Here is a 24149-nt window from a genome sequence, read left to right on the forward strand (position 1 = left end):
AAAGAGGGACTTCAGGCGGCGCTCGGCTCGTCGGGCTGCAGCGCCAGAAACAGCGCCGCCGCCAGCGAGAGGCCGATGCCGGCCAGCTTGAAACCGTTCGGCAGGGTCGCCGCCATCGCCACCGAGATGATGGTGGTCAAGAGCGGCGCGCCGGCATTGACCAGGGGCGACACCACCAGCGCCTTGCCATGCCGGAAGGCATACACCAGGGTCAGCGCGCCGACCGCATTGAGCACCTGCGTGATCGCGGCCAGCCACGGGCCATCCAGTCCGTAGTTGATCGGCTGCGAGAAGTCGGTCATGGCCAGCGCGACCGGAATGAACGCCAGTGCGCTGACGGTCATGTAGAAGAAGATGCTTTCGGCATCCATGATCGCGTTGGCGCGCTTGATGAAGTAGGCCTGCAAGCCCCAGGCCACGAGCACGCCCAGCGCCAGCACGAACCACCAGCCATAGGCCACGCCGCCCTGCTCCGGCGCGTAGTCGAACAGCGGCAGCGCGCACAGCGCCAGCACGATGCCGGTCACGCCCATGGCGCCGGTGCGTTCGCGCAGGAAGGCATACGACAGGGCGATCGTGATCACCGGCGACAGCGAGATCAGGGGGAAGATCAGGTAAGTGGGTCCTTCCTTGACCGCGTGGAACAGGATCATCTGCCCGCCCGCACCCAGGAGGCCGATGGCCAGGCCATGGGCGATCGCCGGGCCGTCCCGCCGCACGCGCCAGTCGATGCGCGCCAGCGCGAACAGCGCCGGCGGAATCATGGTCAGCGCCCACACCGCATATACCAGGGTCTCGGGGAAGCCGTTCTGCACCGGACGCCCGGCGAAGGCGCCCCATACGCCCCACAGCAGCGTGGTCGCCAGCGCGTAGCCCAGCCAGTGGTTCTTGGTCGTCGTCATGGTATTCATCAGAACCTCACACTCATGCCGGCGGCGTAGGTGCGGCCCCAGGCTTCGAAACCGTAGATCGCGTCGCTGCGGCCAAGGTTCGAGCGCATCACCTCGTCACCCAGGTTCTTGCCTTCGACGAACAGGCTCACGTTCTCGTTGACGTCGTACGAGGCCGAGGCGGTAATCCAGGTGATGGCGTCGACCTTGTTCGGCAGGCCGGCGATGGCATTGGTGGCTTGCGTGTACTTGCCGGTGTAGTCGAAGGTCAGCGCGGCATTGAGCTTGCCCTTCTCGTACAGGAAACCGAGCGACGATGCGGTCGGCGCCACTCCCTCGAGCTGGCCGACGTATTCGCCGCCGGAGTAGGCGCGGGTCCAGGTCTTGGCGAACTTGGCGGCGATGCCGAAGCCGTTGTCCCACAGGTGCTGCACGCCCAGTTCCATGCCGCGCACACGCGCCTTATCGCCGTTGACCGGGTGGATCACGGTGTATAGGTAGCCCGGCACGCCGATGTCGACCCGCTCGTCGGTCTGGTAAGTGACGAAGTTCTTGATCTGCTTCGCGAACAGCGCGGCGTTGAGCGCCGACTTCGGCGCGTAATACCATTCCAGCGACAGGTCTTGCTGGGTCGCTTCGGTGGGCTTCAGCCCGGAGTCGCCGACGATGCTCAAGATATAGCTGCGGTCGAGCGTGTTGTCGGTGCGGGTTGGGGCCAGCTTGTCCAGCGAAGGCCGCGCCATCACCTTGGCCACGGCGGCGCGCAGCACCAGGTCGGGCTGCCACCAGTAGCTGAAGTTCGCCGACGGCAGCACCTTGGTGTAGGAACCCTCGTCCTCGACCGGGGTGGCCGGGCTGTAGGTCACGATCGGGCTGCTGGTCGGGATGTCCGGGGTCTTGTCGTCGATGGCGACGATCTCGTCGATCGCGCTCCTCGAGCGGGTCTTGGTGTGCACCACGCGCACGCCGAGATTGCCGTTCCAGCGCTCGCCCGACAGCTCGAACTGGCCGAACAGGGTGGCGGTGCGCTCGCGCACGTCATAGGAATCGGTCGGCACGAACACCGGCTGCGACTTGCTGGTGTCGTACACGTCGCCGGTCGGCTGGCCGTCTTCGCCGATCACCGGCTGGCCGTTGAGCGACTCCAGCGCCTTGAAATAGGCCGGCACGTCGAAGGCCACGAAGCCGGTCGGGAAGCTGCCGCCCGCCCCGCGCATATAGTTCGGCAGGGTCATCGGCCGCAGCACGTTGGCGCCCAGGTTGGCGAAGGTGGTCGAGTACATGCCGCAGTACTGGCAGGCGCCGCCGCTCTTCTCGTTGCCGATCGAGGTGCGGGTCTTTTCGCGCGAGGTGCCCGACACGCCGAACTCGAAGGCATCGACATTCCACTTGCCGTCCAGGCTCAGGCGCCCTTCGAGCGAGCCGCCGTCGACGGTGTCCTTGATGTCGACCCCGGTCAGGCCGGCGAAGTGGACGCCGAAATCCTTGTCGCCCAGGCGCCCGGCATTGAGTTCGGTGGCCAGGTCGCGGCCATCCTCGAGCTGCACGCGGATGTCGGGGAAGGCATTATTGTTGGCCCGGTAGTAGCCGGTGTTGGCGCCGGCGATGCCGGCCACGACGAAGTTGTCCTTGCCGCCCGAATCGCGCTTGGAGGTCGAGCGGTAGACGTCGCCGACCAGGCGCAGGTCGCGGTTGACCTTCCACTCGCCCTTCCAGCCGAACTGCATGGTGTCGACCACGCGGTCGGTGGTCACGTTCGACATCTCGGGGATCAGGTCCTTGATCGTCATGCTGGTGATCAGGCCATCCTTGGTCACGACGTCGGACCAGCGGTCGGCCGCGTGTTCGACGTAATACGATTGCTGGTAGCCGACCTGGGGCGAATCGAGGCGCGTGGCAAGCGCATCGAAGGTCATGCGAAAGTCCGGCGTGACCTTCCATTCGAAGGCGCCGGTGAGCGCCGCACGCTTTTTCTTCTCGAAGATCGAACCGAAGGAGATGCAGCAGGAGCCGAGCAGGTTCCGCTCGTCCGGGCTCAGTGAGCCATTGCCGTCGACGTCGAAGCTGCCCGGCGAATCGGCGTTGAAGGTCTGGTAGCCCAGCGAATCGGTGCGCACCTCGCGGTCGGACAGCACGGCGCCGAGGATGAACCCCATCTTGTTGTCATTGAAGGTATTGCTGACGACGCCCGAGAGCTTGACGCCGTTCTTGCGCGACAGGTCGTTGCGGTCGCCCTCGATGCGCGCCGAGGCGTGGTAGCCGGGATTGTCGAAGGGCCTGGCCGAGCGCAGGTTGACCGAGCCGCCGATGCTGCCTTCCATCTGCGAAGCGCTGGCCGATTTCATCACGTCGGCGCCGCTGATCATCTCGGACGGCAGCACGTCGAAGGCGAAGTCGCGGCCGTCGCCGTCGGTGGCCAGGATGCGGCGGTTCAGGGTGACGATGTTGTAGCCCGAGCCAAGGCCGCGCACATTGATGTACTGGCCCTCGCCGCCGCGGGTGCGCGAGACCGAGATGCCGGCGATGTGGGTCAGCGAGTCTGCCACGTTATCGTCGGGGAAGCGGCCCAGCTCCGTCGCCGAGATCGAGTCCTGGATGACGTCGGCGTTGCGTTTCAGGTCGAGCGCGCGCGCCAGCGCGGCGCGGGCGCCGGTGACGACCACGACCGAAGCTTGCGAGGGCTCGGCGGTGACGGCCGGAGCGCTGGTGTTGCTGTCGCCGGTCTCTGCGGCGTTGCCGGACTGGACCTGGGCCAGCGCCAGGCCGCAGAGCGCGGCGTTCACGGCGGTGGCGATCAAGGTCCGGCGGAGTCCCTTTTCGAATCTACTGCGCATTGGCACGTCTCCTTCAGGTTTTCTTCGTTCTGACCAAATAGTAATGGAAGGAATTCGAAATATCAAATAACTTTCGAAGTCTTTCGATACGGTTCGAAAATGCGTGGTTTTTGCCGCATGACAGCGCCAGGCCAAGGGCTTCGCCAAATGCGGGGAAAACCCCTACAATGAGCTTGATGTAAGGAATTACTCTGCGGCAGGCCGTCGGCACTCGGACGGCGCCGCCTTTTCGTCTCGGACCGGATCGACATGCCCCTGGAATCGTTGTTGTTTGCGCCCCCTGCCCTGCTGGGCCCCACCCTCGTGGCCGCGCTGCTGGGCCTCCTGGTCGGCAGCTTCCTGAACGTGGTCATCTACCGCATCCCGAAGATGATGCAGCGCGAGTCCGACAATTACGTGGCGCAGGAAAGCGGCAAGGAGCCGCCGCATACCGACCGCTTCAACCTGATGGTGCCGCGCTCGGCCTGCCCCTGCTGCGGCCACCAGATCACGGCCATCGAGAACATCCCGGTCGTCAGCTGGCTCGCCCTCGGCGGCAAGTGCCGCAAGTGCAAGACGCGGATCTCGGCGCGCTATCCGGCGATCGAACTGTTTACGGCCGTCGTCTCGGGCCTGCTGGTGTGGACCCTCGGCAGCGGCGCGGCGGGTTGTAGCAGCCTGCTGTTCGCCTGGCTGTTGATCGCAATGACCTTCATCGACTTCGATACCCAGCTGCTGCCGGATGACCTGACCTATCCGCTGTTGTGGGCGGGCCTGCTGATGAACATCAACGCCACCTTCGTGCCGCTGCAGGACGCCGTGATCGGCGCCGCTGCCGGCTACCTGGTGCTGTGGGCCGTGTATTGGCTGTTCAAGCTCGCCACCGGCAAGGAAGGCATGGGATATGGCGACTTCAAGCTGCTGGCGGCGCTCGGCGCCTGGCTGGGGTGGACCGCCCTGCCGACCATCATCCTGCTGTCCTCGGTGGTGGGAGCGCTGGTGGGCATCAGCCTGATCGTGTTCGCCAAGCGTGGACGCGACAAGCCGATCCCCTTCGGCCCCTACCTGGCGGCGGCCGGCCTGATCGCCATGCTGTACGGCGAGCAGTTGGGCCGTCTCAGCGCCGGCATGCTGGGCGGCGCATGAACACGGCGCGCGGCGCGGCCTTCTCGGTCGGCCTCACCGGCGGCATCGGCTGCGGCAAGAGCACCGTGGCCGAGCTGTTCGCCGGCCTGGGCGCCACGATCGTCGACACCGACGCCATCGCCCATTCCCTGACCGCCCCGCACGGCGCGGCGATGCCGGCCATCCTGGCCGAATTCGGGCCCGACTTCGCCACGCCGGATGGCGCCCTGGACCGCGCGCGCATGCGCAGCCTGGTATTTACGGATGCCGGGGCGCGCGGCCGGCTGGAAGCGATCCTGCATCCGCGCATCCGCGACGCCACCGCGGCGGCGGCGGCCATCGCCACCGGACCCTACGTGATCTTCGCGGTGCCGCTGCTGATCGAATCGGGAACGTGGGCCGAGCGGGTGTCGCGCGTGCTGGCCGTGGACTGCTCGGAAGACACCCAGGTCGCGCGTGTCATGCAGCGTAGCGGCTTGGCCGCCGACCAGGTGCGCGCCATCATGGCGACCCAGGTCACGCGGACCCAGCGCCTGGCGGCGGCCGACGACGTGATCGACAACGACGACGGCCTGGAGGCCCTGTTACCCCAGGTAACACGCTTGCACGAGCGGTATCTGTCATTGAGTATGTAACAAGTATGATGCAGTGTTTGTAATTTCGCTTCGTATGGTTCAGAATCACCAAGTTGCTTGCCAGCCTACATTCAGAGGAATGTCATTTTGATCGTCTACGAATACCCTTTCAACGAGAGGATTCGCACGTTGTTGCGGCTGGAGGACCTGTACGAGAAGTTCAAGTTCTTCGTGCAGCAGGAACACCCGATGCAGCACCATGTCGCCCTCGCGACGATCTTCGACATGCTGGAAGTGGCCGGCCGCGCCGATCTGAAATCGGACCTGCTGCAGGAGCTCGAACGGCAGAAGCAATCACTGCTGGCCTACCGCAGCAATCCCGCGGTCGCGGCCGACACGCTCGACGCCGTCCTGGCAGAACTCGACAAGGCCAGCAGCGCGCTGGTGACCAGCCAGGGCAAGACCGGCCAGAACGTGCGCGAAAACGAGTGGCTCATGAGCATCCGCGGCCGCACCATCATCCCGGGCGGCGCCTGCGAATTCGACCTGCCCTCCTACTACGCCTGGCAAAAGCGTCCGGCCGAGCAGCGCCATGCCGACATCATGGGCTGGTTCGGGCCGCTCGCCCCGCTGCTCGAGGCGCTGGCCCTGGTGCTGCGCCTGCTGCGCAATTCGGGCGCGCCGGTCAAGATGATCGCCGTGGCGGGCAGCTATCAACAGATGTTACAGGGTAAAATCTACCAGATGCTGCGCTTGACCCTGGACGAGTCGACGGGTGCGATCCCCGAGATCTCGGCCAACAAGTACATGCTGTGGGTACGCTTCACCACCCAGGACGGCGATTGCAAGCCCAAGCCGCTGGAAGAAGACGTGCCGTTCGACCTGACCCTCTGCAATTTCTGATTTTTGATTGGTAGTACCGATGACCGTAGTCGCCTGCCCCACCTGCGGCAAACAAGTCGAATGGATCGAAGCGAACAAGTTTCGTCCCTTCTGTTCCGAGCGTTGCAAGAAGATCGACCTGGGCGCCTGGGCCGAAGAGAAGTACACGATCCCGGGCAGCGCGCCGAGCGACCCGCTCGATGAGCCGCCGACCGAACGTTAGACGGCGATCCCCGCCGGCACCACCACCGGCTTGTTGCGCCGCCCATAGCGGTCCATGAACAGCCCTTCCAGTCCGATCTGGGGCTGGCGTCCTGACAGGATGTCCGCCAGCACCCGGCCCGAGCCGCACGACATGGTCCAGCCCAGCGTGCCATGCCCCGTGTTCAGGAACAGATTGCGGTACGGCGTCGGCCCGATCACCGGCGTGCCGTCCGGCGTCATCGGCCGCAGGCCGCACCAGAACGAGGCCTGGCGCACGTCGCCGCCGTCGGGGAACAGGTTCGTCACCGAATGCTCGAGCGTGTCGCGCCGCGCCTGGTGCAGGCGCAGGTCGTAGCCGCACAGCTCCGCCGTGCCGCCGACGCGGATGCGGTCGCCCAGGCGCGTGATCGCCACCTTATAGGTCTCGTCCATCACGGTCGATTCGGGCGCGCCCGATGCGTCGGCGATCGGCACCGTGATCGAATAGCCCTTCACCGGATAGACCGGGATGTGGATGCCGATCTGCCTGAGCATCAGCGGAGAGTAGCTGCCCAGCGCCAGCACGAAGGCCTCCGACTTCAGTTCACCCTTGCTTGTCACGACGCCAACCACGCGATCGCCCTCGACGTTCAGGCGTTCGATCCTGACCTCGTGCCGGAACTTGACGCCCAGGCCCTTTGCCAGCCCGGCCAGCGCCTGGGTGAACTTGAAGCAGTCGCCGGTCTCGTCGTTCGGCAGCAGCAGGCCGCCCACGTAGTTGCCGGGCACGCGCGCCAGCGCCGGTTCGTACCGCGTGCAGCCTTGCCGGTCGAGCAGTTCATATGGCACGCCGGAACGCTCCAGCACCTCGGTATCGGTGTGCGCGCCATCGAGCTGCTTCTGGGTGCGAAACAGCTGCAGGGTGCCCTTGCTGCGCTCGTCGTAGGCGATGCCGGTGTCCCGCCGCAGCTGGACCAGCACGTCGCGACTGTACTCGGCCAGGCGCACCATGCGGCCCTTGTTGACCTGGTAGCTGCGGGTATTGCAGTTGGCCAGCATCTGCAGGATCCAGCGCCACTGCTGCGGATCCATCCGCGGCCGGATCACCAGGGGGCTGTGCCGCATCGCCAGCCACCGGATGGCCTTCATCGGCACGCCGGGGCCGGCCCAGGGCGTGGCATAGCCGGGCGAGATCTCGCCGGCATTGCCGAAACTGGTCTCCATCCCCGCGCCCGGCTGGCGCTCGATCACGGTGACGTCATGCCCGGCCTTGGCCAGGAAATACGCCGATGCGGTTCCGATGACGCCACTGCCGAGGATGATGACCTTCACACGCTCTCCTTAAGATTCGCGGTCCGGATAGCGGACCCGGTCGAGCCACTCGAGCAGCGGGATGGTGGCCGGCAGCAGCGGGCTCACGCCGAAGGCGCCCTGCCAGGCGAAAGCCTGGCCTTCCAGGCTTTGCGGCTCACCCAGCCACTCGCGGCAGATGTAGAAATACAGGCGCACATGGGCGTGCTCGTACACGTGCTCGACGCAGCACCAGGCCTCGCCGCTCACCACCCGCACGCCGAGTTCTTCCATGAACTCGCGCTGCAGGGCGGCGAAGATGTCTTCGCCGGCCTCGACTTTCCCGCCCGGGAATTCCCAGTAGCCGGCATACGGCTTGCCGTCGGGACGCTGGCCGAGCAGGACGTCGCCGTCGGGCCGCATCAGGATGCCGACGGCGACGTCGACCGGTGGTTTGTTGGTATGCGTTTCAGTCATTCGATGATGCATCCGGCAGCTTGCCGGCATAGTCCTTCGCGAATTGCCAGGCCACGCGACCCGAGCGCGAGCCGCGCTGCAGGGCCCATTGCAGTGCCTCCGGCCGCGCGGCCTCGATCTGTTGCTGCGTGCAACCGAAGTCCGTCAACCAGTGGCCGACGATGTCCAGGTAGTCGTCCTGGCGGAACGGGTAGAACGACAGCCACAGGCCGAACCGCTCGGACAGCGAGATCTTCTCTTCGACCGTCTCGCCCGGGTGCAGGTCGCCATCCTCGCCGTGGCGGTAGCTGGCGTTGTCCGACATTTTCTCGGGCATCAGGTGGCGCCGGTTCGAGGTGGCGTAGATCAGCACATTGTCCGACTGCGCCGTGATGCTGCCGTCGAGCGCCACCTTCAGCGCCTTGTAGCCGGCTTCGCCTTCCTCGAACGACAGGTCGTCGCAAAAGACCACGAAGCGCTCCGGCCGGCCGGCGACCAGGTCGATGATGTCGGGCAGGTCGGCAAGATCCGCCTTGTCGACCTCGATCAGGCGCAGGCCCTGGTCGGCGAAGGCGTTCAGGCAGGCCTTGATCAGGGAAGACTTGCCGGTGCCGCGCGCGCCGGTGAGCAGCACGTTGTTGGCCGGGCGGCGCGCCACGAACTGGCGCGTGTTCTGCTCGATCTGGCGCTTCTGGGCCGCGACGTGGTGCAGGTCCTCGAGCTTGATGCTGGAGGCGTGCAGCACCGGCTGCAGGTAGTTGCTGCTTCCCTGTAAGGCGCCGGCCGGGCGCCGGCGCCAGCGAAAGGCGAAGCTGCGCTTCCAATCCGGCTCGCGCGCGGTGGCCGGCGGCAGCACCGCCTCCAGGCGCTCGAGCAGGCCTTCCGCCCGGCGCAGGAATTGATCCAGCGGCGTCATCGAATCAGGAACGGTAGTCGGCGTTGATCGAGACGTAGTCGTGCGACAGGTCGCAGGTCCAGACGGTGGCCGTGGCGTCGCCGCGGGCCAGCTTGACGCGCACCGTGATCTCGGACTGCTTCATCACGCGCTGGCCGTCTTCTTCGCGGTAAGCAGGATTGCGGCCGCCCGCCTTCGCCACCCAGACGTCGTCCAGGTAGAGGTCGAGCCTGGTCACGTCGAGGTCGTCGACGCCGGCATAGCCGACCGCGGCCAGGATGCGGCCCAGGTTCGGGTCGGACGCGAAGAAGGCGGTCTTGACCAGCGGCGAGTGTGCGATCGCATAGGCGATCTTGCGGCACTCGGCCACATCGCGGCCTTCGTCCACGGTGATGGTCATGAACTTGGTGGCGCCTTCGCCGTCGCGGATGATCTGCTGCGCCAGGTTGCGCGAGATGTCGGTCACGGCTTCCTTCAGCGCTTCGTACTCAAGGCCGCTGGCAGCGTCGATCGACAGGCCGCCGGTGCCGGTGGCGATGACGATGAAGGAATCGTTGGTCGAGGTGTCGCCGTCGATGGTGATCGCATTGAACGAGTGATCGGCCGCGTGTTTCACCAGCTCGTCGAGCACTGGCTGGGCAACCTTGGCGTCGATCGCCAGGTAGCCGAGCATGGTCGCCATATTCGGCTTGATCATGCCGGCGCCCTTGCTGATGCCGGTCATCGTGACCTGGTGGCCGCCAATGGTGACGGTGCGCGAGGCTGCTTTCGGCTGGGTGTCGGTGGTCATGATCGCCTCGGCGGCGTTGAACCAGTTGTCCGCCTTCAGGCTGCCAGCGGCGGCAGGCAGGCCGGCCAGCAGCTTGGGCATCGGCAGCTGTTCCAGGATCACGCCGGTCGAGAACGGCAGCACCTGGCCGGCCTCGAGGCCCAGCAGCTTGGCCACTTCGGCACAGGTGGCGTTGGCATTGGCCAGGCCCTGCTCGCCGGTGCCGGCATTGGCGTTGCCCGTGTTGACCACCAGCGCGCGGATCGGCGCGCCGCCGTTCTTGACGGCCTCCAGGTTGGCCTTGCTCACCTGCACCGGCGCGGCGCAGAAGCGGTTCAGGGTGAACACGCCGGAGACGGTCGCGCCTTCGGCCAGCTTCATGATCAGGACATCCTTGCGGTTCGGCTTCTTGATGCCGGCTTCGGCAAAGCCGATCTCGACACCGTTGACGGGCTTCAGGTCGGCGGCGACTGGCAGGGGGGAATTGACGGCCATGGTGATCTCGTTGGAAAAATTGTCGAATTCGTTATTGTAACGCCAGCGACCTGGCCATGCTGCGAGGTTTCTGCTACACATCAACGCGCGCGGATGCCTTTAGGAAAAACATGGGCGGGCAATGACAGGAAAGACCGCGATGCCGACCGAACCGAATCCCACCGCCCTGCGCCACTACCAGGCTTTCGACGCCGCCGCGCGCGAGTTCGGCGTGCCGCGCGCGCTGCTCGAGGCGGTCGCCTGGGCCGAAACGCGCTGGCGCCCGGCGTCGCCGCAGTCCGAATCGCACCATGGCATGCCGCTGTCCCACGGCATCATGGGCCTGCGCGACGATCCCCATTTCGGCCGCTCGCTGCGCCTGGCCGCCGCGCTGCTCGGCATGCCGTCGCACCGGCTGGTGCTCGATACGCCCAACAATATTCGTGGCGCGGCCGCCCTGCTCGCGCTGTATGGCCCGGGACTGACCCGGACGTCGCCGCTGGAAGCCTGGGAAGCCGCGCTGGCGCGCCTGTCCGGCATCGCCGGGCGCGACATCGCACAGATCCACACCTACGACATCTATATGGCGATCCGCGAAGGCCGCCAGGGCCCGGACTTCGCCGTGACCCGGCACCCGGTCAACTTGGCGCGCATCTATGGCCAGGCGCGGCTCGACGTGCTGTCGGCGCGGGTGCTGCAGCTGGCCGACTATCCGGACGCGCTATGGCTGCCGGCGGCCAGCTGCAATTATTCGGGCCGCACGCTGGCGGTCAGCCACGTGACGGTGCACACGACCCAGGGTTCGTATGCGGGCGCGATCTCGTGGTTCCGCAACTGCAGCGCCGGCGTGAGCGCCCACTACCTGGTGCGCTCGTCGGACGGCCAGATCACGCAGATGGTGAGGGAAAGCGACAAAGCCTGGCATGCGGGCAGCGCCAACGGCCACACGGTCGGGATCGAGCACGAAGGCTTCGTCGAGCAGCCTGACGCCTGGTATTCGGAGCCGATGCTGCTGGCCTCGAGCGCCCTGGCGCGCACCATCCTGGCGGAGCGCGGCATCGCGCCGCGCGTGTATGACGGCAGCCGGGGATGGAATGCGGTGCTGCCGGAGGCGGACTACAACGTGAAGGGGCATGTCAATCACGCCGGGCAGACGCATACCGATCCGGGTGCGGGGTGGGATTGGGAACGATACAGGCGAATGGTGATGGGCGAATGAAAACGGCCAGGTTTCCCTGGCCGTTTTTTCATGCTGCGGACGGTTGGCTTACGCCAGCTTGCCGTGGCACTGCTTGAACTTCTTGCCGCTGCCGCAAGGGCATGGATCGTTGCGGCCGACCTTCACGCCCATATAGCTGTTGTGGTCTTCGGCCGACACGGCCTCGCCCTCGCCGCTGCGGTTCGGGTTCGGATTGAGCAGCTCTTCCGGCGCGGCCGACGGGTTGAAGTCGGCGTGCTGGTAGTTGACGTTTTCCAGCTGCGCAGCCTGGGCCGCCATTGCCGCTTCGGCCGCCTCGACTTCTTCACGCGACTGGATGCGCACGGTCATCACGGTGCGGATCACTTCGTTCTTGATCAGGTCCAGCATATTGCTGAACAGCTGGAACGCTTCGCGCTTGTATTCCTGCTTCGGATTCTTCTGCGCATAGCCGCGCAGGTGGATGCCCTGGCGCAGGTGGTCCAGCGCCGCGAGGTGTTCGCGCCAGTGGGTGTCCACGCTCTGCAGCATGACGTTGCGCTCGAAGCCGCCGAACGATTCCTTACCCACCACGCCGACCTTGGCGCCATAGGACGCGTCAGCCGCGGCCAGCACGCGCTCGAGGATGTCGTCGTCGTTCAGGTTGGGTTCATCTTGCAGCATTTGCTGCAGCGGCACATCCAGGCTCCATTCGGACGACAGCGCGGTTTCCAGGCCCTTGACGTCCCACTGTTCCTCGACCGATTCGGCCGGCACGTAGTCGCGCACCAGGTCGGTGAACACGCCCACGCGCAGCGAGTTGATCATCTCGCTGATGTCGGTCGACTCCAGCAGTTCGTTACGCTGGGTGTAGATCACCTTGCGCTGGTCGTTGGCGACGTCGTCGTACTCGAGCAGCTGCTTGCGGATGTCGAAGTTGCGGGCCTCGACCTTGCGCTGGGCCGACTCGATCGAGCGCGACACGATGCCCGCCTCGATCGGTTCGCCTTCCGGCATCTTGAGGCGGTCCATGATGGCGCGCACGCGGTCGCCGGCAAAGATGCGCAGCAGCGCGTCGTCCAGGCACAGGTAGAAGCGCGAGGAACCCGGATCGCCCTGGCGGCCCGAACGGCCGCGCAGCTGGTTGTCGACCCGGCGCGATTCGTGGCGCTCGGTGCCGATGATGTGCAGGCCGCCGGCGTTCACCACGTGGTCGTGCAGCGACTGCCATTCGTCGCGCAGTTGCTGCGCCTTGGCGGCCTTCTGCTCCGGCGACAGGCTGGCATCGGCTTCGATGATCTGGATCTGCTTGTTGACGTTGCCGCCCAGGACGATGTCGGTACCGCGGCCGGCCATATTGGTGGCGATGGTGATCATCTTCGGACGGCCGGCCTGGGCCACGATCTCCGCTTCGCGGGCGTGCTGCTTCGCGTTCAGGACGTTGTGCTCCAGCTTGGCCTTGGTCAGGATGCCGGACAGCAGCTCGGAGTTTTCGATCGAGGTGGTGCCGACCAGCACCGGCTGGCCGCGTTCGTAGCAGTCGCGGATGTCGTTCAACATCGCGTTGTATTTTTCTTCGGACGTCTTGTAGACCTGGTCCTGGCGGTCCTTGCGCTGCGAAGGGCGGTTCGGCGGCACGACCACGGTTTCCAGGCCGTAGATCTCCTGGAACTCGAAGGCTTCGGTGTCGGCCGTACCGGTCATGCCGGCCAGCTTGGCGTACATGCGGAAGTAGTTCTGGAAGGTGATCGAGGCCAGGGTCTGGTTCTCGTTCTGGATGCGCACGCCTTCTTTCGCCTCGACCGCCTGGTGCAGGCCGTCCGACCAGCGGCGGCCGGTCATCAGGCGGCCGGTGAATTCGTCGACGATCACCACTTCGTTGTTCTGCACCACGTAGTGCTGGTCCTTGTGGTACAGGACGTGGGCGCGCAGCGCCGCATACAGGTGGTGGATCAGCGAGATATTGGCGGCGTCGTACAGCGACGCGCCTTCGGGCAGCAGGCCCATTTGCGTCAGGATCGCTTCGGCGCGCTCGTGGCCCTGCTCGGTCAGCAGCACGGTGTGCGCCTTCTCGTCCTTCAGGTAGTCGCCCGGGACTTCGATCTTGCCCTTGCCGTCCGGGGTTTCTTCGCCGATCTGCTGGGTCAGCTGCGGCGGCACTTCGTTCAGGCGGTGGTACAGGTCGGTGTGGTTCTCGGCCTGGCCCGAGATGATCAGCGGGGTACGCGCCTCGTCGATCAGGATCGAGTCGACCTCGTCGACCACGGAGAAGTTCAGGCTGCGCTGGACGCGTTCGCGCGCGTCGTAGACCATATTGTCGCGCAGGTAGTCGAAGCCGAATTCGTTGTTGGTGCCGTAGGTGATGTCGGAACCATAGGCTTTCTGCTTGCTGTCGTGGTCGAGCTGCGACAGGTTGACGCCGGTGGACAGGCCCAGCCAGCCGTACAGCTGGCCCATCTGGTCCGCGTCGCGCTGGGCCAGGTAATCGTTGACGGTAATGACGTGCACGCCCTTGCCCGACAGGCCGTTCAGGTAGACCGGCAGGGTCGCCATCAGGGTTTTACCCTCACCGGTGCCCATCTCGGCGATCTTGCCCTGGTGCAGGACCATGCCGCCGATCAGCTGCACGTCGAAGTGGCGCATCTTGAGGACGCGCTTGGCCGCTTCGCGGCAGACGGCGAAGGCTTCTGGCAGGATGTCGTCCAGGGTCTGGCCCTTGGCCAGGCGATCCTTGAATTCAGGCGTCTTGGCTTGCAGCTCGGCATCCGAAAGCTGCTCCATTTGTGGCTCGAGCGCGTTGATCTGACGCACGGTCTTTTGGTACTGCTTGAGCAGACGCGAGTTACGGCTGCCGAAAATCTGGGTCAGGAATGACATGCTGTGTTCTAGAAAAATACGCCGCAAAGAGAAGCCAAGATGATATCAAAGCGATAAGCACCAAAGACCGCGTTAGGCAAATAACCACTGATTTTATCATGCGATCCGGCCACACTTGGGGATCGTAGGCAGGATAACAAGTCCTGCCGAGCCAGAAAAGTTATCAAACTGGCTTCGATGGCGCTCGCGCGGCGGCAGATCCGCCACCCGGTCCGCCCAAAGCGCGGGCGCTGTGGTATGTTCCAAGCATGCAGCAATCTCCTCCCAAGCGTCCCTTCCATATTTTCGGGACCAGCACCCGGCAGACCTCGCACGCCGCCACAGACTTCCTGCGCGCCAACGACCGCATGGCCAGCCTGTTGCCGGCCGTCGGCCGCATGGCGCGCCTGCAGGCCGACTGCGCGGCGGCGCTGCCAGCGATCTTTCATAACTGCGACGTGCTGTCGTTCCAGGAGGGCGTGCTGATCCTGGCCGTGCCCAGCTCGGCGCTGGCGGCCCGCCTCAAGCAGCTGCTGCCGAAGCTGCAGGCCACCCTGCTGCAGAAGGGCTGGCAGGTGGAATCGACCCGGATCAAGCTGCAGGTGACGCGCGCCCTGCCCGACCGGCCAGAGATGCGCACACTCGAACTGCCGCCGCGCGCGGTGCAGGCCTTCGAGGAACTGGCGGAATCGCTGCCGGAAACGCAGCAGAACCGCGACCTGGTGGCGGCGCTCAGGGCGCTGGCGGCGAAGAGGAAATAAAAAACAATGGCTGCGGTCCTTTGCGGGACCCGCAGCCATCGTCATCATCCGTGCAGGGTGGCAGGCTCAGCTCTGCGCCCACTCCCGCGTCATCTGCCTTACATACGACGGCGGCGCCGTGCCCAGGTCGTCGAAAGTGACGATCTCGTAGGAATCCGGCTGTGCCAGCAGCGCGCGCAGCAGGTCGTTGTTGAGCGCGTGGCCCGATTTGTGCGCGGTATAGCTGGCCAGCAGCGGATGGCCGACCAGGTACAGGTCGCCGATCGCGTCCAGGATCTTGTGGCGCACGAACTCGTCCTCGTAGCGCAGGCCGTCGGTGTTCAGGATGCGGTATTCGTCCATCACGATCGCGTTCTCGAACGAGCCGCCGCGCGCCAGGCCCATGCCGCGCAGGCTCTCGACGTCCTGCATGAAGCCGAAGGTGCGGGCGCGCGCCACGTCGCGCACATAGGTGATGTCGCCGAAGTCGACGGTGGCGCGCTGCATGGTGCCGTCCACCGCCGGATGGTTGAATTCGATGAAGAAGTCGAGCTTGTAGCCATTATGGGGCGACAGGCGCGCCCATTTCTCGTTGGCGCCGCTACCCTGGCGCACCTCGACGTCCTTGAGCACGCGGATGAACTTGCGCAGCGGCGCCTGCTCTTCGACGCCGGCCTGCTGCAGCAGGAACACGAAGGACGATGCCGAACCGTCCATGATCGGGATTTCCTCGGCCGTGACGTCGATGAACAGGTTGTCGATGCCAAGGCCAGCGCAGGCCGACATCACGTGCTCGACGGTCGAGACGCGGGCGTCGTCCTTGATCAGCACCGAGGCCATGCGGGTGTCGCCCACCACGTGGGCGGAGCTGGGGATGGCCACGATCGGCTCCATGTCGACGCGGCGGAACACGATGCCGGTGTCGGGCGCGGCCGGGCGCAGGGTCAGTTCGACCTTGCGGCCGGAGTGCAGGCCGACACCCGTGGTGCGGACCAGTTCCTTGATGGTTCGTTGTTTCAGCATGGGCCGATTATAGCCCAGCGTTTACACCCTTGCTGCCGCCTCCCCCGATTGGCCCGGCGGTGGTGGCGCGCGAACGACACATCAAGGATGCTCGGCTTCGGCGTGGTCTTTTTCGTGGCGGATCAGATACAGGCCGCTGCCGATGATGATGGCCGCGCCCACCATGGTCCAGCCGTCTGGCAGCGCGCGCCACAGCAGCCAGTCCAGGCCCACGCCCCAGGCCAGGGCCGAATACTCGAACGGCGCCACGCTCGAGGCCTCGCCGCGCGAAAACGCCTCGGTGATCGCCAACTGGCCGATGAAACCCGACACCGCCAGGCCGCACAGCAGCGGGATCTCGCTGGCGGGAATCGGGACCCAGCCCGGCGCCGCCAGCAGGCCGGCGCCGGCGGCGATCATGACGATCAGCCAGAACACCGTGTGTTCGCTGCGGTCGCTGCGCGCCAGCACCCGCACCGTGATCGCCGACACCGCGTAGCAGGCGGCCGACGCCAGCACCGACAGGCCGCCGATGGTCAGAAAGCCCGCCCCGCTGGGACGCAGCACCACCAGCACGCCGCACAATCCCACGCCGATGGCGAGCCAGCGCGCCAGGTTGACGCGTTCTTTCAACAGCAGCACCGACAACGCGGTGATCAGGGCCGGCGCGATGAAGAAGATCGAATAGGCCTCGGCCAGCGACAGTTTCTTGAGGCCGAAGGCGAAGAAGGCCAGCATCAGGATGCCCAGCAGCCCGCGCAGCACGTGCATCGACCAGCGCACCTGGAACACGCCCTTGAAGGCGCCGCGCCAGGCCACGTAGGCGGCGACCAGCGGCAGTGAGCACATCGCGCGCAGCGCCGCCACCTGCATCGCCGGATAGCGCGCCGCCAGCAGCTTCATGGCCGTGTCCATCAGGGCGAACATGAAGACGGCGAGCAGCATCGCGTAGATGCTGTACAGGTTACCCCTTCTCGCGGTCATAAACGCTTTTCCATGAACAGGCTGAGGGGGTCGGGCCGGTAATCGCCGAACGGCGCGCAGCGGCTGAAACCGAAACCTTCGTACAGCGCGATCGCCTCCGGCTGGTGGATGCCGGTTTCGAGCTTCAATTCGCCCAGGCCCGACATGCGCGCGAACATCGCCAGGTGTTCCAGCAGCTTCCTTCCCGTGCCCAAGCCACGGCGCGCCTCGTCCACGTACATGCGTTTGACTTCGCCATAGGCGCCGCGGTTGGCCAGGGCCGCGCAGCCGACCGCCGCGCCGTCGATGTCGCGCGCGACCAGGAACAGCACGTCGCCGGCCAGCAGCGCGTCGATGCCCAGCAGATGGTTGCTCTCGGCCGGGTACAGCGCCGCGCAATAGGCGTCGAGCTTCTCGAGCATGGCCCGGACTTCGGGCTGGTCGGGGGTTTCGGTATTGATGATCATAAGGAAGAAACGGCGCCGCAGCGCCGTTCGTCAAGTGCGGATACGACCGGGAATCAGCCCAGTTTCTGCAGCATCGATTCGGCGCTCGAGGCGTCGATGCCCTTGGCGTCGATGTCCAGGGTCTTGACCACGCCATCCTCGACCAGCATCGAGTAGCGCTTCGAGCGCGTGCCCATGCCGTGGGCCGAGAAGTCGTTGTCCAGGCCGAGGGCCTTGGTGAAGGTGGCGTTGCCGTCGGCCATCATGCGCACGATGCCGGTGGCCTTCTGGTCGCGGCCCCAGGCGCCCATCACGAAGGCGTCGTTGACCGAGATGCACCAGATTTCGTCGACGCCCTTGGCGCGGATTTCGTCGGCGTGCTTGACGAAGCCCGGCACGTGCTGCACCGAGCAGCCCGGGGTGAACGCGCCCGGCAGGCCGAAGATCACGATCTTCTTGCCTTTGACGAGGTCCGCCACCTGGAAGGTGTTCGGACCCAGGCTGCAGCCCGCGGTTTCGGTCTCGATGAATTCCGCGAGGGTGCCTTCCGGCAGACGGTCGCCGATCTGGATGGTCATGCTGTTCTCCTGTTGATGTTTTGTGAATCTTGTCATTATCGCCGATCTGGAGTGGGTGCGCTGGCGATGACGACAACTTGCGACCCGCGGCTTTTGCACGTCGTACCCGCGAAGGCGGGTACGACGTGATGGCGGTGCGGATCGTGGGTGATTTTCGTGCTGCGCAAACAAAAAGGCCAGCTCGCGCTGGCCTCTTCATTGCAACGACGGCGCCGGGTTTAATCGGCCTGCTTGCGCAGGAACGCCGGAATGTCATAGGTCTCGACGCCATTGCGCTGCATCGCCTGCACCTGCTCCGATGCCTGCTCGCGGCGCCACACGGCCGGCTGCTTCATGCCGCCCAGCGCGTCGGCGCTGGCCTTGCCAGCGGTCAGGCCGCCTGCCACCGCCGCCGCGCCCTGCATCACCGGCGCGTCATAGGTGCCGGTGCGCAGCTGCTGCTGCGGTTGCACCAGCTGGATCGACTTCTTGTTCTTGCCCAGGCCCGTCGCGACCACGGTCACGCGGATCTCGTCGCCCATCGCGTCGTCGTAGGCGATGCCCTGGGCGATCGAAGCGTCCGGCGCCGCGAAGGCGCGCACGGCGGCCATGACTTCCTTGATCTCTTTACCCTTCAGGCCACGGCTGGCGGTCACGTTGACCAGCACGCCCTTGGCGCCCGACAGGTCGATACCGTCCAGCAGCGGCGAAGCGACGGCCTGTTCGGCGGCGATGCGCGCGCGGTCGACGCCGGCGGCGGTCGCGGTGCCCATCATGGCCTTGCCCTGCTCGCCCATGATGGTCTTGACGTCGTTGAAGTCGACGTTGATGTGGCCCGGCACGTTGATGATCTCGGCAATGCCGGCCACCGCGTTGTTGAGCACGTCGTCGGCGTGCTTCATCCAGTCGAGCATCGATTCGTCTTCGTAGATGTCTTCCAGTTTTTCATTGAGGATGACGATCAGGGAGTCGACGTGCTTGGTCAGTTCTTCGAGGCCTTCCTCGGCCACGTCCATGCACTTCTGGCCTTCGTAGGAAAACGGCTTGGAGACCACGGCCACGGTCAGGGCGCCCATGGTCTTGGCCACTTCGGCCACGATCGGCGCGGCGCCGGTGCCGGTGCCGCCGCCCATGCCGGCGGCGATGAAGACCATGTGCGCGCCGCGCAGGGCATCCTCGATGCGCGAGCGCGACTGCTCGGCCAGCTGGCGGCCGACTTCCGGACGCATCCCCGCGCCCAGGCCGGAATCGCCGATCTGGATGATGTTGTTGGCGCTGGAAACAGCCAGCGCCTGCGCGTCCGTGTTGGCGGCGATGAACTCGACACCGGACACACCTTTATTGATCATGTGCTGAACCGCGTTGCCGCCGGCGCCACCGACGCCAACGACCTTGATCACGGTTCCCAGTGCTGCGTTATCGACCATATCGAACTCCATGATGAACTCCCTATTCTCAGAATGCGGTTCCAGGGAAGAGGCCTTGGCGTTGCTGGTTCGCTGCCTCAAACCGGTAACTGCGATTGTATGTAAAAACTTGTAATCCGTGATGAATTTTCGTTACCTAAATTGTTACCAAGTGCTTTATTTGTGCCTGAATCAGAAGTTCCCAGCGATCCACTCCTTCATTCGTTGCCAGACTGCCTTCACCGAACCGTCCTGGCGCGTGACAATGTGACCGCGCAGGTACTGCTTCTTCGCTTCGAGCAGCAGGCCAAGCACCGTCGCATAGCGTGGGCTGCGTACCACGTCGGCCAGCTGGCCGCGGTAGTCCGGCGTGCCGAGGCGCGCGGGCTTGAGGAAGATGTCTTCCGCCATCTCGATCATGCCCGGCATGATCGAGCTGCCGCCCGTCAGCACGATGCCCGAGGACAGCACGCCTTCGTAGCCGGATTCGCGCACGGCCTGGTGGACCATGGCGAACAGTTCTTCCACCCGAGGCTCGATCACGGCTGCGAGGGCCTGGCGCGACAATGCGCGTGGGCCGCGGTCGCCGAGACCTGGCACTTCGAGTGTCTCGCCCGGATCGGCCAATACCTGCTTGGCCACGCCGTAGCGGATCTTGATGTCCTCCGCCTCGCCGGTCGGCGTGCGCAAGGCCATTGCGATGTCACTGGTGATCTGGTCGCCGGCGATCGGGATGACCGCCGTATGGCGAATCGCGCCGTCCGAGAACACCGCGATGTCGGTGGTGCCGCCGCCGATGTCGATCAGGACCACGCCCAGTTCTTTTTCGTCGACGGTCAGCACCGCGTCGGCGGACGCCATCGGCTGCAGGATCAGGTCCGACACCTCGAGTCCGCAACGGCGCACGCACTTTACAATATTTTGTACCGCGGACACCGCACCGGTGACGATGTGCACCCGTACTTCCAGTCGAATGCCGCTCATGCCGATCGGCTCGCGCACGTCTTCCTGGTTGTCGACGATAAATTCCTGCGGCACCGTGTGCAGCAGTTGCTGGTCGGTCGGGATGTTGACCGCCTTGGCGGTCTCGATCACGCGCGCCACGTCGGTGGCCGTCACTTCCTTTTCCTTGATCGCCACCATCCCGCTCGAGTTGAACGAGCGGATATGGCTGCCGGCGATGCCAGCGTAGACGTTGCGGATCTTGCAGTCCGCCATCAGCTCGGCCTCTTCGAGCGCGCGCTGGATCGATTCGACCGTGGCCTCGATGTTGACGACCACGCCCTTCTTCAATCCTTTCGACTCGTGCTGACCCAGCCCGATCACCTCGTGGCGTCCGTCGGACATCACCTCGGCGACCACGGCCACCACCTTGGAGGTGCCGATGTCGAGGCCGACGATCAGGTTTTTCGCGTCTTTTGTCATTGCTGTTCGCCTGCTCAGATTTGCTTGGTTGTTTTATTGGGTGTTGCTTGTTTGTGTGTTTCTTTGGGCTTCTTGGCCGCCTTGACCGGCTTGGTGGCATCGACAGGCACCGTCAGTGCCGCCGACGACAGGGCCAGTCCGTTCGGATAGCGCATATCGATGGTGTCGATACGGCCCTCCTGCAGCCGGGCGACCAGCTGCGGATAGACGCCGACCAGGCGCTGCACGCGTTTTCTCAGCGTGTTGCGGTCCTGCTCGCGTCCCAGTGCGACGCTCATGCCGTTGTCCAGCTTCACGGTCCAGGCATACCGGTTGGACAGCGACAGCTCCTGCGGCACCAGTTCCACCTGCGCGAATGCCGTGCGCAGTTCGTTGAAGCGGGCCAGCACTTCCTTCTCGCTGCCGACCGGACCGTCGAAGGCCGGCAGCGCCTGCTCATCCTCGGTCTCGGCCACGTTGGCGGTGAACACGTCGCCCTTCACCGACAGCAGGCGGCCATCCTCGCCCCAGGTGCCCAGCGCCTCGTGCTCCTCGACCTCGACCACCAGCGCATTGGGCCACTCGCGGCGCACGGTGGCGCGGCGCACCCAGGGCACGGTCTCGAAGGTCGCGCGCACCTGTTCCAGGTCGGCGGTGAAGAAGTTGCCGCGAATCTTGCCGAGCACGCCGTTGCGCACGGTGAGTTCGTTCACGTGCTTCAGCTCGATCCCGTACATGCTCTCAACCGTCACCGAGCCGAGCGAGAACATCGGGCGCTGCGACAGCCACCACACGCCCGAGATCAGGGCGGCGAGCACCGTCACCGCCGTCAGGAAGCTGGCGGTCGCGTTGAGGGCCCGGACGTCATGCCACATCGCGCGTTATCCTTTTGCCTTCTGGCCCATCTTGAGCCGCGCCGAACGCAGGATCTCGACGCACAGGTCTTCATAGCCGATGCCGACCGCGCGCGCCGCCATCGGCACCAGCGAGTGGGTCGTCATGCCCGGCGAGGTGTTCACCTCCAGCAGGAAGGGACGCATATCGCTCTCGCGCACCAGCACGTCGACCCGGCCCCAGCCTTCGCAGCCCAGGGCGCGGTAGGCGTTCACCGCATGGCGCTGGATCTCGTGGGTCAGCTCTTCCGGCAGCGGCGCCGGGCAGTGATACACGGTGTCGTCGGTGAAGTACTTGTTCTGGTAGTCGTACTTGCCTTCCGGGGCCACGATCTCGACGATCGGCAGCGCACGAGCCGCTGCGCCATGCCCCAGCACGGCGACCGTAAACTCGCGGCCGGTGACGAATTCCTCGGCCAGCACCGACTCGTCCATGCTGGTCACCAGCGCGACCGCTTCCTTCAACTGGTCGGCTTGCGTGACCTTGGTGATGCCGATGCTCGAGCCTTCGAGCGGCGGCTTGACGATCAGCGGCAGGCCCAGGCCGGCCACCACCGCATCCAGGTCGGTGTCCGCATCGATGGTCACGTAGCGCGGGGTCGGCACGCCCTCCTGGAGCCAGATCTTCTTGGTGGTGATCTTGTCCATGCCGACGCTGGACGCCATCACGCCGCTGCCGGTGTAGGGAATGCCGAGCAGTTCGAGGGCGCCCTGCAGGCTGCCGTCTTCGCCGTAGCGGCCGTGCAGCGCGATGAACACGCGGTCGAATCGTTGCGCGGCCAGATCGGCCAGGCTTTGCGTGCCCGGGTCGAAGGCATGAGCGTCGATGCCGCGGCTTTTCAGGGCCTGCAGCACGCCGTTGCCGGAAATGAGCGAGATCTCGCGCTCGGCGGAACGTCCGCCGAACAGCACGCCGACCTTGCCGAAAGCGGCTGCATCAAGGATAGGAGTGGTGGTCACGATGTTAGCCTTTTGCATTGGTCAGTTGGTTGGGCACGCCGCTGATCGAGCCGGCGCCCATGGTCAGCACGACGTCGCCGTCGCGCGCCACATTAAGGATGGCGGCCGGCATATCGGCGATCGCCTCCACGAAAATCGGCTCAAGCTTGCCCGAGGTGCGCAGCGCGCGCGCCAGCGCGCGGCCGTCGGCGGCCACGATCGGCGCCTCGCCGGCCGGATAGACCTCGGCCAGCAACAGCACGTCGGGCGTCGCCAGCACTTTGACGAAGTCTTCGAACAGGTCGCGCGTGCGGCTGTAGCGGTGCGGCTGGAAGGCCAGCACCAGGCGCCGGCCCGGATAGGCGGCGCGCGCAGCGCTGAGTGTGACCTCGGTCTCGACCGGGTGGTGGCCGAAGTCGTCGACCAGGGTGAAGCTGCCGCCGGCCGCCAGCGGCACTTCGCCATAACGGGTGAAGCGGCGGCCGACGCCGCGGAATTCCAGCAGGCCCTGGGCGGTGGCGGCGTCCTCGATGCCGATCTCGCGCGCGATCGCGATCGCCGAGCAGGCGTTCAGTACATTGTGCATGCCGGGCTGGTTCAGCACGAATTTCGTGTCCGGATAGCCTTCCTGGCGCACCGTGAAATGCATCTGCGTGCCTTCGGCATAGGCGTCCAGCGCGCGCACTTCGGCTTCCTCGCAGAAGCCGTAGGTGGTGACCGGCTTGGTCACCTGCGGCAGGATCGAGCGCACGTGCTGGTCGTCGACGCACAGCATCGCACGGCCGTAAAACGGCATGCGGTGTGTGAAGTTCACGAACGCGGCCTTCAGTTTCTCGAAGTCGTGTTCGTAGGTATCCATGTGGTCGGCGTCGATGTTCGTGATGACTTCGATCATCGGAGACAGGTTCAGGAACGAGGCATCCGACTCGTCGGCTTCGGCTACGATGTATTCGCCGCTTCCCAGGGCCGCGTTGGCGCCGGCCGCCGTCAGGCGTCCGCCGATGACGAAGGTCGGGTCCAGGCCGCCGGCGGCCAGCACCGACGCCACCAGGCTGGTGGTGGTGGTCTTGCCATGGGTGCCGGCGATCGCGATGCCGCGCTTCAGGCGCATCAACTCGCCCAGCATGATCGCGCGCGGAACGATCGGTGTCTTGTTGGCGCGGGCGGCGACCACTTCCGGGTTGGCTTCGTTGACGGCGGTCGAGGTGACGACCACGTCGGCGCCGATGACGTTCTCGGCCTGGTGGCCGAGGTGGACGGTGACGCCCAGGCCGGCCAGGCGCTGGGTGGCGGCATTGCTGCCCAGGTCCGAGCCGGACACCTGGTAGCCGAGATTGTGCAGCACCTCGGCGATGCCGCTCATGCCGCTGCCGCCGATGCCCACGAAGTGTATGTTCTTGATCTTGTGTTTCAT

At 65.5% G+C, this 24149-nt stretch carries 22 protein-coding genes; 6 read left to right on the forward strand and 16 right to left on the reverse strand.

Going from position 1 to position 24149, the window contains the following annotated elements; genetic code table 11:
- Window positions 1-11: 11 nt before the first annotated feature.
- Window positions 12-911, reverse strand: a complete 900-nt coding sequence (locus tag J3U95_RS00665) for a DMT family transporter (RefSeq protein ID WP_229519562.1) — start codon at window positions 909-911, stop codon at window positions 12-14.
- Window positions 911-3724 (reverse strand): TonB-dependent receptor, encoded by a 2814-nt coding sequence (locus J3U95_RS00670; RefSeq protein WP_208276799.1) that lies wholly within the window; start codon window positions 3722-3724, stop codon window positions 911-913. Before J3U95_RS00670 ends, J3U95_RS00665 begins: the two co-directional genes overlap by 1 nt.
- Before the next feature lie 249 nt (window positions 3725-3973).
- Between J3U95_RS00670 and J3U95_RS00675 the strand changes: the two genes are divergently transcribed.
- From J3U95_RS00675 to yacG, 4 genes are all read left to right on the forward strand, one after another.
- Window positions 3974-4849: a prepilin peptidase gene (locus J3U95_RS00675; protein ID WP_229519563.1), complete on the forward strand. Its 876-nt coding sequence runs from the start codon at window positions 3974-3976 to the stop codon at window positions 4847-4849.
- Complete coding sequence (coaE, locus tag J3U95_RS00680) at window positions 4846-5463, forward strand: dephospho-CoA kinase (protein ID WP_208276800.1); 618 nt, start codon at window positions 4846-4848, stop codon at window positions 5461-5463. Before J3U95_RS00675 ends, coaE begins: the two co-directional genes overlap by 4 nt.
- A gap of 87 nt (window positions 5464-5550) precedes the next feature.
- Window positions 5551-6306, forward strand: coding sequence for a cell division protein ZapD (gene zapD / locus J3U95_RS00685; RefSeq protein WP_208276801.1), 756 nt, complete (start codon window positions 5551-5553; stop codon window positions 6304-6306).
- A 19-nt stretch (window positions 6307-6325) separates the two neighbouring features.
- A complete protein-coding gene (yacG, locus tag J3U95_RS00690; RefSeq protein WP_208276802.1) occupies window positions 6326-6508 on the forward strand; it encodes a DNA gyrase inhibitor YacG in 183 nt (60 codons plus the stop codon).
- Here yacG and J3U95_RS00695 read toward each other — a convergent pair.
- Genes J3U95_RS00695 through argJ form a run of 4 tightly spaced genes read right to left on the reverse strand, consistent with a single transcriptional unit; the run spans window position 6505 to window position 10373 of the window.
- Entirely contained in the window at window positions 6505-7800 is a 1296-nt protein-coding gene (locus J3U95_RS00695) for a D-amino acid dehydrogenase (RefSeq protein ID WP_208276803.1), read from the reverse strand. The two genes, yacG and J3U95_RS00695, sit on opposite strands and share 4 nt — an antisense overlap.
- 9 nt (window positions 7801-7809) lie before the next feature.
- Window positions 7810-8235, reverse strand: a complete 426-nt coding sequence (locus tag J3U95_RS00700) for an NUDIX domain-containing protein (protein ID WP_208276804.1) — start codon at window positions 8233-8235, stop codon at window positions 7810-7812.
- Window positions 8228-9130, reverse strand: coding sequence for an ATP-binding protein (locus J3U95_RS00705; RefSeq protein ID WP_208276805.1), 903 nt, complete (start codon window positions 9128-9130; stop codon window positions 8228-8230). Before J3U95_RS00705 ends, J3U95_RS00700 begins: the two co-directional genes overlap by 8 nt.
- A gap of 4 nt (window positions 9131-9134) precedes the next feature.
- On the reverse strand, window positions 9135-10373 hold the full coding sequence (argJ, locus tag J3U95_RS00710; RefSeq protein ID WP_208276806.1) for a bifunctional glutamate N-acetyltransferase/amino-acid acetyltransferase ArgJ: 1239 nt from the start codon (window positions 10371-10373) through the stop codon (window positions 9135-9137).
- A gap of 139 nt (window positions 10374-10512) precedes the next feature.
- On the opposite strand from argJ, the gene J3U95_RS00715 reads away from it, so the two are divergent.
- The gene (locus tag J3U95_RS00715) at window positions 10513-11571 is read left to right on the forward strand and encodes an N-acetylmuramoyl-L-alanine amidase (RefSeq protein WP_208276807.1); all 1059 of its coding nucleotides are present in this window, start codon (window positions 10513-10515) and stop codon (window positions 11569-11571) included.
- A gap of 48 nt (window positions 11572-11619) precedes the next feature.
- On the opposite strand, the gene secA is transcribed toward J3U95_RS00715, so the two are convergent.
- Window positions 11620-14406 carry a preprotein translocase subunit SecA gene (gene secA, locus J3U95_RS00720; protein WP_208276808.1) on the reverse strand — a complete coding sequence of 929 codons (2787 nt, stop codon included), beginning with the start codon at window positions 14404-14406 and terminating at the stop codon, window positions 11620-11622.
- A 248-nt stretch (window positions 14407-14654) separates the two neighbouring features.
- On the opposite strand from secA, the gene J3U95_RS00725 reads away from it, so the two are divergent.
- Complete coding sequence (locus tag J3U95_RS00725; RefSeq protein ID WP_208276809.1) at window positions 14655-15146, forward strand: DciA family protein; 492 nt, start codon at window positions 14655-14657, stop codon at window positions 15144-15146.
- 66 nt (window positions 15147-15212) lie between these two features.
- Here J3U95_RS00725 and lpxC read toward each other — a convergent pair whose 3' ends face one another.
- The 9 genes from lpxC to murC form a co-directional block, all read right to left on the reverse strand.
- Window positions 15213-16148 (reverse strand): UDP-3-O-acyl-N-acetylglucosamine deacetylase, encoded by a 936-nt coding sequence (gene lpxC / locus J3U95_RS00730; RefSeq protein ID WP_208276810.1) that lies wholly within the window; start codon window positions 16146-16148, stop codon window positions 15213-15215.
- Between the two features lie 81 nt (window positions 16149-16229).
- Window positions 16230-17111, reverse strand: coding sequence for a DMT family transporter (locus J3U95_RS00735; RefSeq protein WP_229519564.1), 882 nt, complete (start codon window positions 17109-17111; stop codon window positions 16230-16232).
- A complete protein-coding gene (locus J3U95_RS00740) occupies window positions 17108-17557 on the reverse strand; it encodes a GNAT family N-acetyltransferase (protein WP_208276811.1) in 450 nt (149 codons plus the stop codon). The genes J3U95_RS00735 and J3U95_RS00740 overlap by 4 nt, the downstream gene beginning before the upstream one ends.
- 53 nt (window positions 17558-17610) lie before the next feature.
- Window positions 17611-18114 carry a peroxiredoxin gene (locus tag J3U95_RS00745; RefSeq protein WP_208276812.1) on the reverse strand — a complete coding sequence of 168 codons (504 nt, stop codon included), beginning with the start codon at window positions 18112-18114 and terminating at the stop codon, window positions 17611-17613.
- 218 nt (window positions 18115-18332) lie between these two features.
- Window positions 18333-19532 carry a cell division protein FtsZ gene (ftsZ, locus tag J3U95_RS00750; RefSeq protein WP_005668244.1) on the reverse strand — a complete coding sequence of 400 codons (1200 nt, stop codon included), beginning with the start codon at window positions 19530-19532 and terminating at the stop codon, window positions 18333-18335.
- A 159-nt stretch (window positions 19533-19691) separates the two neighbouring features.
- Entirely contained in the window at window positions 19692-20924 is a 1233-nt protein-coding gene (ftsA, locus tag J3U95_RS00755; protein ID WP_208276813.1) for a cell division protein FtsA, read from the reverse strand.
- A gap of 14 nt (window positions 20925-20938) precedes the next feature.
- Window positions 20939-21778 carry a cell division protein FtsQ/DivIB gene (locus J3U95_RS00760; RefSeq protein ID WP_208276814.1) on the reverse strand — a complete coding sequence of 280 codons (840 nt, stop codon included), beginning with the start codon at window positions 21776-21778 and terminating at the stop codon, window positions 20939-20941.
- A gap of 6 nt (window positions 21779-21784) precedes the next feature.
- On the reverse strand, window positions 21785-22756 hold the full coding sequence (locus tag J3U95_RS00765) for a D-alanine--D-alanine ligase (RefSeq protein WP_370662035.1): 972 nt from the start codon (window positions 22754-22756) through the stop codon (window positions 21785-21787).
- Between the two features lie 4 nt (window positions 22757-22760).
- Window positions 22761-24149 (reverse strand): UDP-N-acetylmuramate--L-alanine ligase, encoded by a 1389-nt coding sequence (murC, locus tag J3U95_RS00770; RefSeq protein WP_208276816.1) that lies wholly within the window; start codon window positions 24147-24149, stop codon window positions 22761-22763.

The sequence above is a fragment of the Massilia oculi genome, assembly GCF_017582745.1.
GTDB lineage: Bacteria > Pseudomonadota > Gammaproteobacteria > Burkholderiales > Burkholderiaceae_D > Telluria > Telluria oculi_A.

Excerpts from the sequence above, each read along its gene's own strand:
- J3U95_RS00665 (WP_229519562.1), bottom strand. The coding sequence starts at position 911 with ATGAATACCATGACGACGACCAAGAACCACTGGCTGGGCTACGCGCTG.
- J3U95_RS00735 (WP_229519564.1), bottom strand. The coding sequence starts at position 17,111 with ATGACCGCGAGAAGGGGTAACCTGTACAGCATCTACGCGATGCTGCTC.
- ftsZ (WP_005668244.1), bottom strand. The coding sequence starts at position 19,532 with ATGGAGTTCGATATGGTCGATAACGCAGCACTGGGAACCGTGATCAAG.
- murC (WP_208276816.1), bottom strand. The coding sequence starts at position 24,149 with ATGAAACACAAGATCAAGAACATACACTTCGTGGGCATCGGCGGCAGC.
- J3U95_RS00725 (WP_208276809.1), top strand. The coding sequence starts at position 14,655 with ATGCAGCAATCTCCTCCCAAGCGTCCCTTCCATATTTTCGGGACCAGC.
- J3U95_RS00670 (WP_208276799.1), bottom strand. The coding sequence starts at position 3,724 with ATGCGCAGTAGATTCGAAAAGGGACTCCGCCGGACCTTGATCGCCACC.
- lpxC (WP_208276810.1), bottom strand. The coding sequence starts at position 16,148 with ATGCTGAAACAACGAACCATCAAGGAACTGGTCCGCACCACGGGTGTC.
- J3U95_RS00715 (WP_208276807.1), top strand. The coding sequence starts at position 10,513 with ATGCCGACCGAACCGAATCCCACCGCCCTGCGCCACTACCAGGCTTTC.
- secA (WP_208276808.1), bottom strand. The coding sequence starts at position 14,406 with ATGTCATTCCTGACCCAGATTTTCGGCAGCCGTAACTCGCGTCTGCTC.
- yacG (WP_208276802.1), top strand. The coding sequence starts at position 6,326 with ATGACCGTAGTCGCCTGCCCCACCTGCGGCAAACAAGTCGAATGGATC.
- J3U95_RS00740 (WP_208276811.1), bottom strand. The coding sequence starts at position 17,557 with ATGATCATCAATACCGAAACCCCCGACCAGCCCGAAGTCCGGGCCATG.
- coaE (WP_208276800.1), top strand. The coding sequence starts at position 4,846 with ATGAACACGGCGCGCGGCGCGGCCTTCTCGGTCGGCCTCACCGGCGGC.
- J3U95_RS00760 (WP_208276814.1), bottom strand. The coding sequence starts at position 21,778 with ATGTGGCATGACGTCCGGGCCCTCAACGCGACCGCCAGCTTCCTGACG.
- ftsA (WP_208276813.1), bottom strand. The coding sequence starts at position 20,924 with ATGACAAAAGACGCGAAAAACCTGATCGTCGGCCTCGACATCGGCACC.
- J3U95_RS00700 (WP_208276804.1), bottom strand. The coding sequence starts at position 8,235 with ATGACTGAAACGCATACCAACAAACCACCGGTCGACGTCGCCGTCGGC.
- J3U95_RS00675 (WP_229519563.1), top strand. The coding sequence starts at position 3,974 with ATGCCCCTGGAATCGTTGTTGTTTGCGCCCCCTGCCCTGCTGGGCCCC.
- argJ (WP_208276806.1), bottom strand. The coding sequence starts at position 10,373 with ATGGCCGTCAATTCCCCCCTGCCAGTCGCCGCCGACCTGAAGCCCGTC.
- J3U95_RS00705 (WP_208276805.1), bottom strand. The coding sequence starts at position 9,130 with ATGACGCCGCTGGATCAATTCCTGCGCCGGGCGGAAGGCCTGCTCGAG.
- J3U95_RS00745 (WP_208276812.1), bottom strand. The coding sequence starts at position 18,114 with ATGACCATCCAGATCGGCGACCGTCTGCCGGAAGGCACCCTCGCGGAA.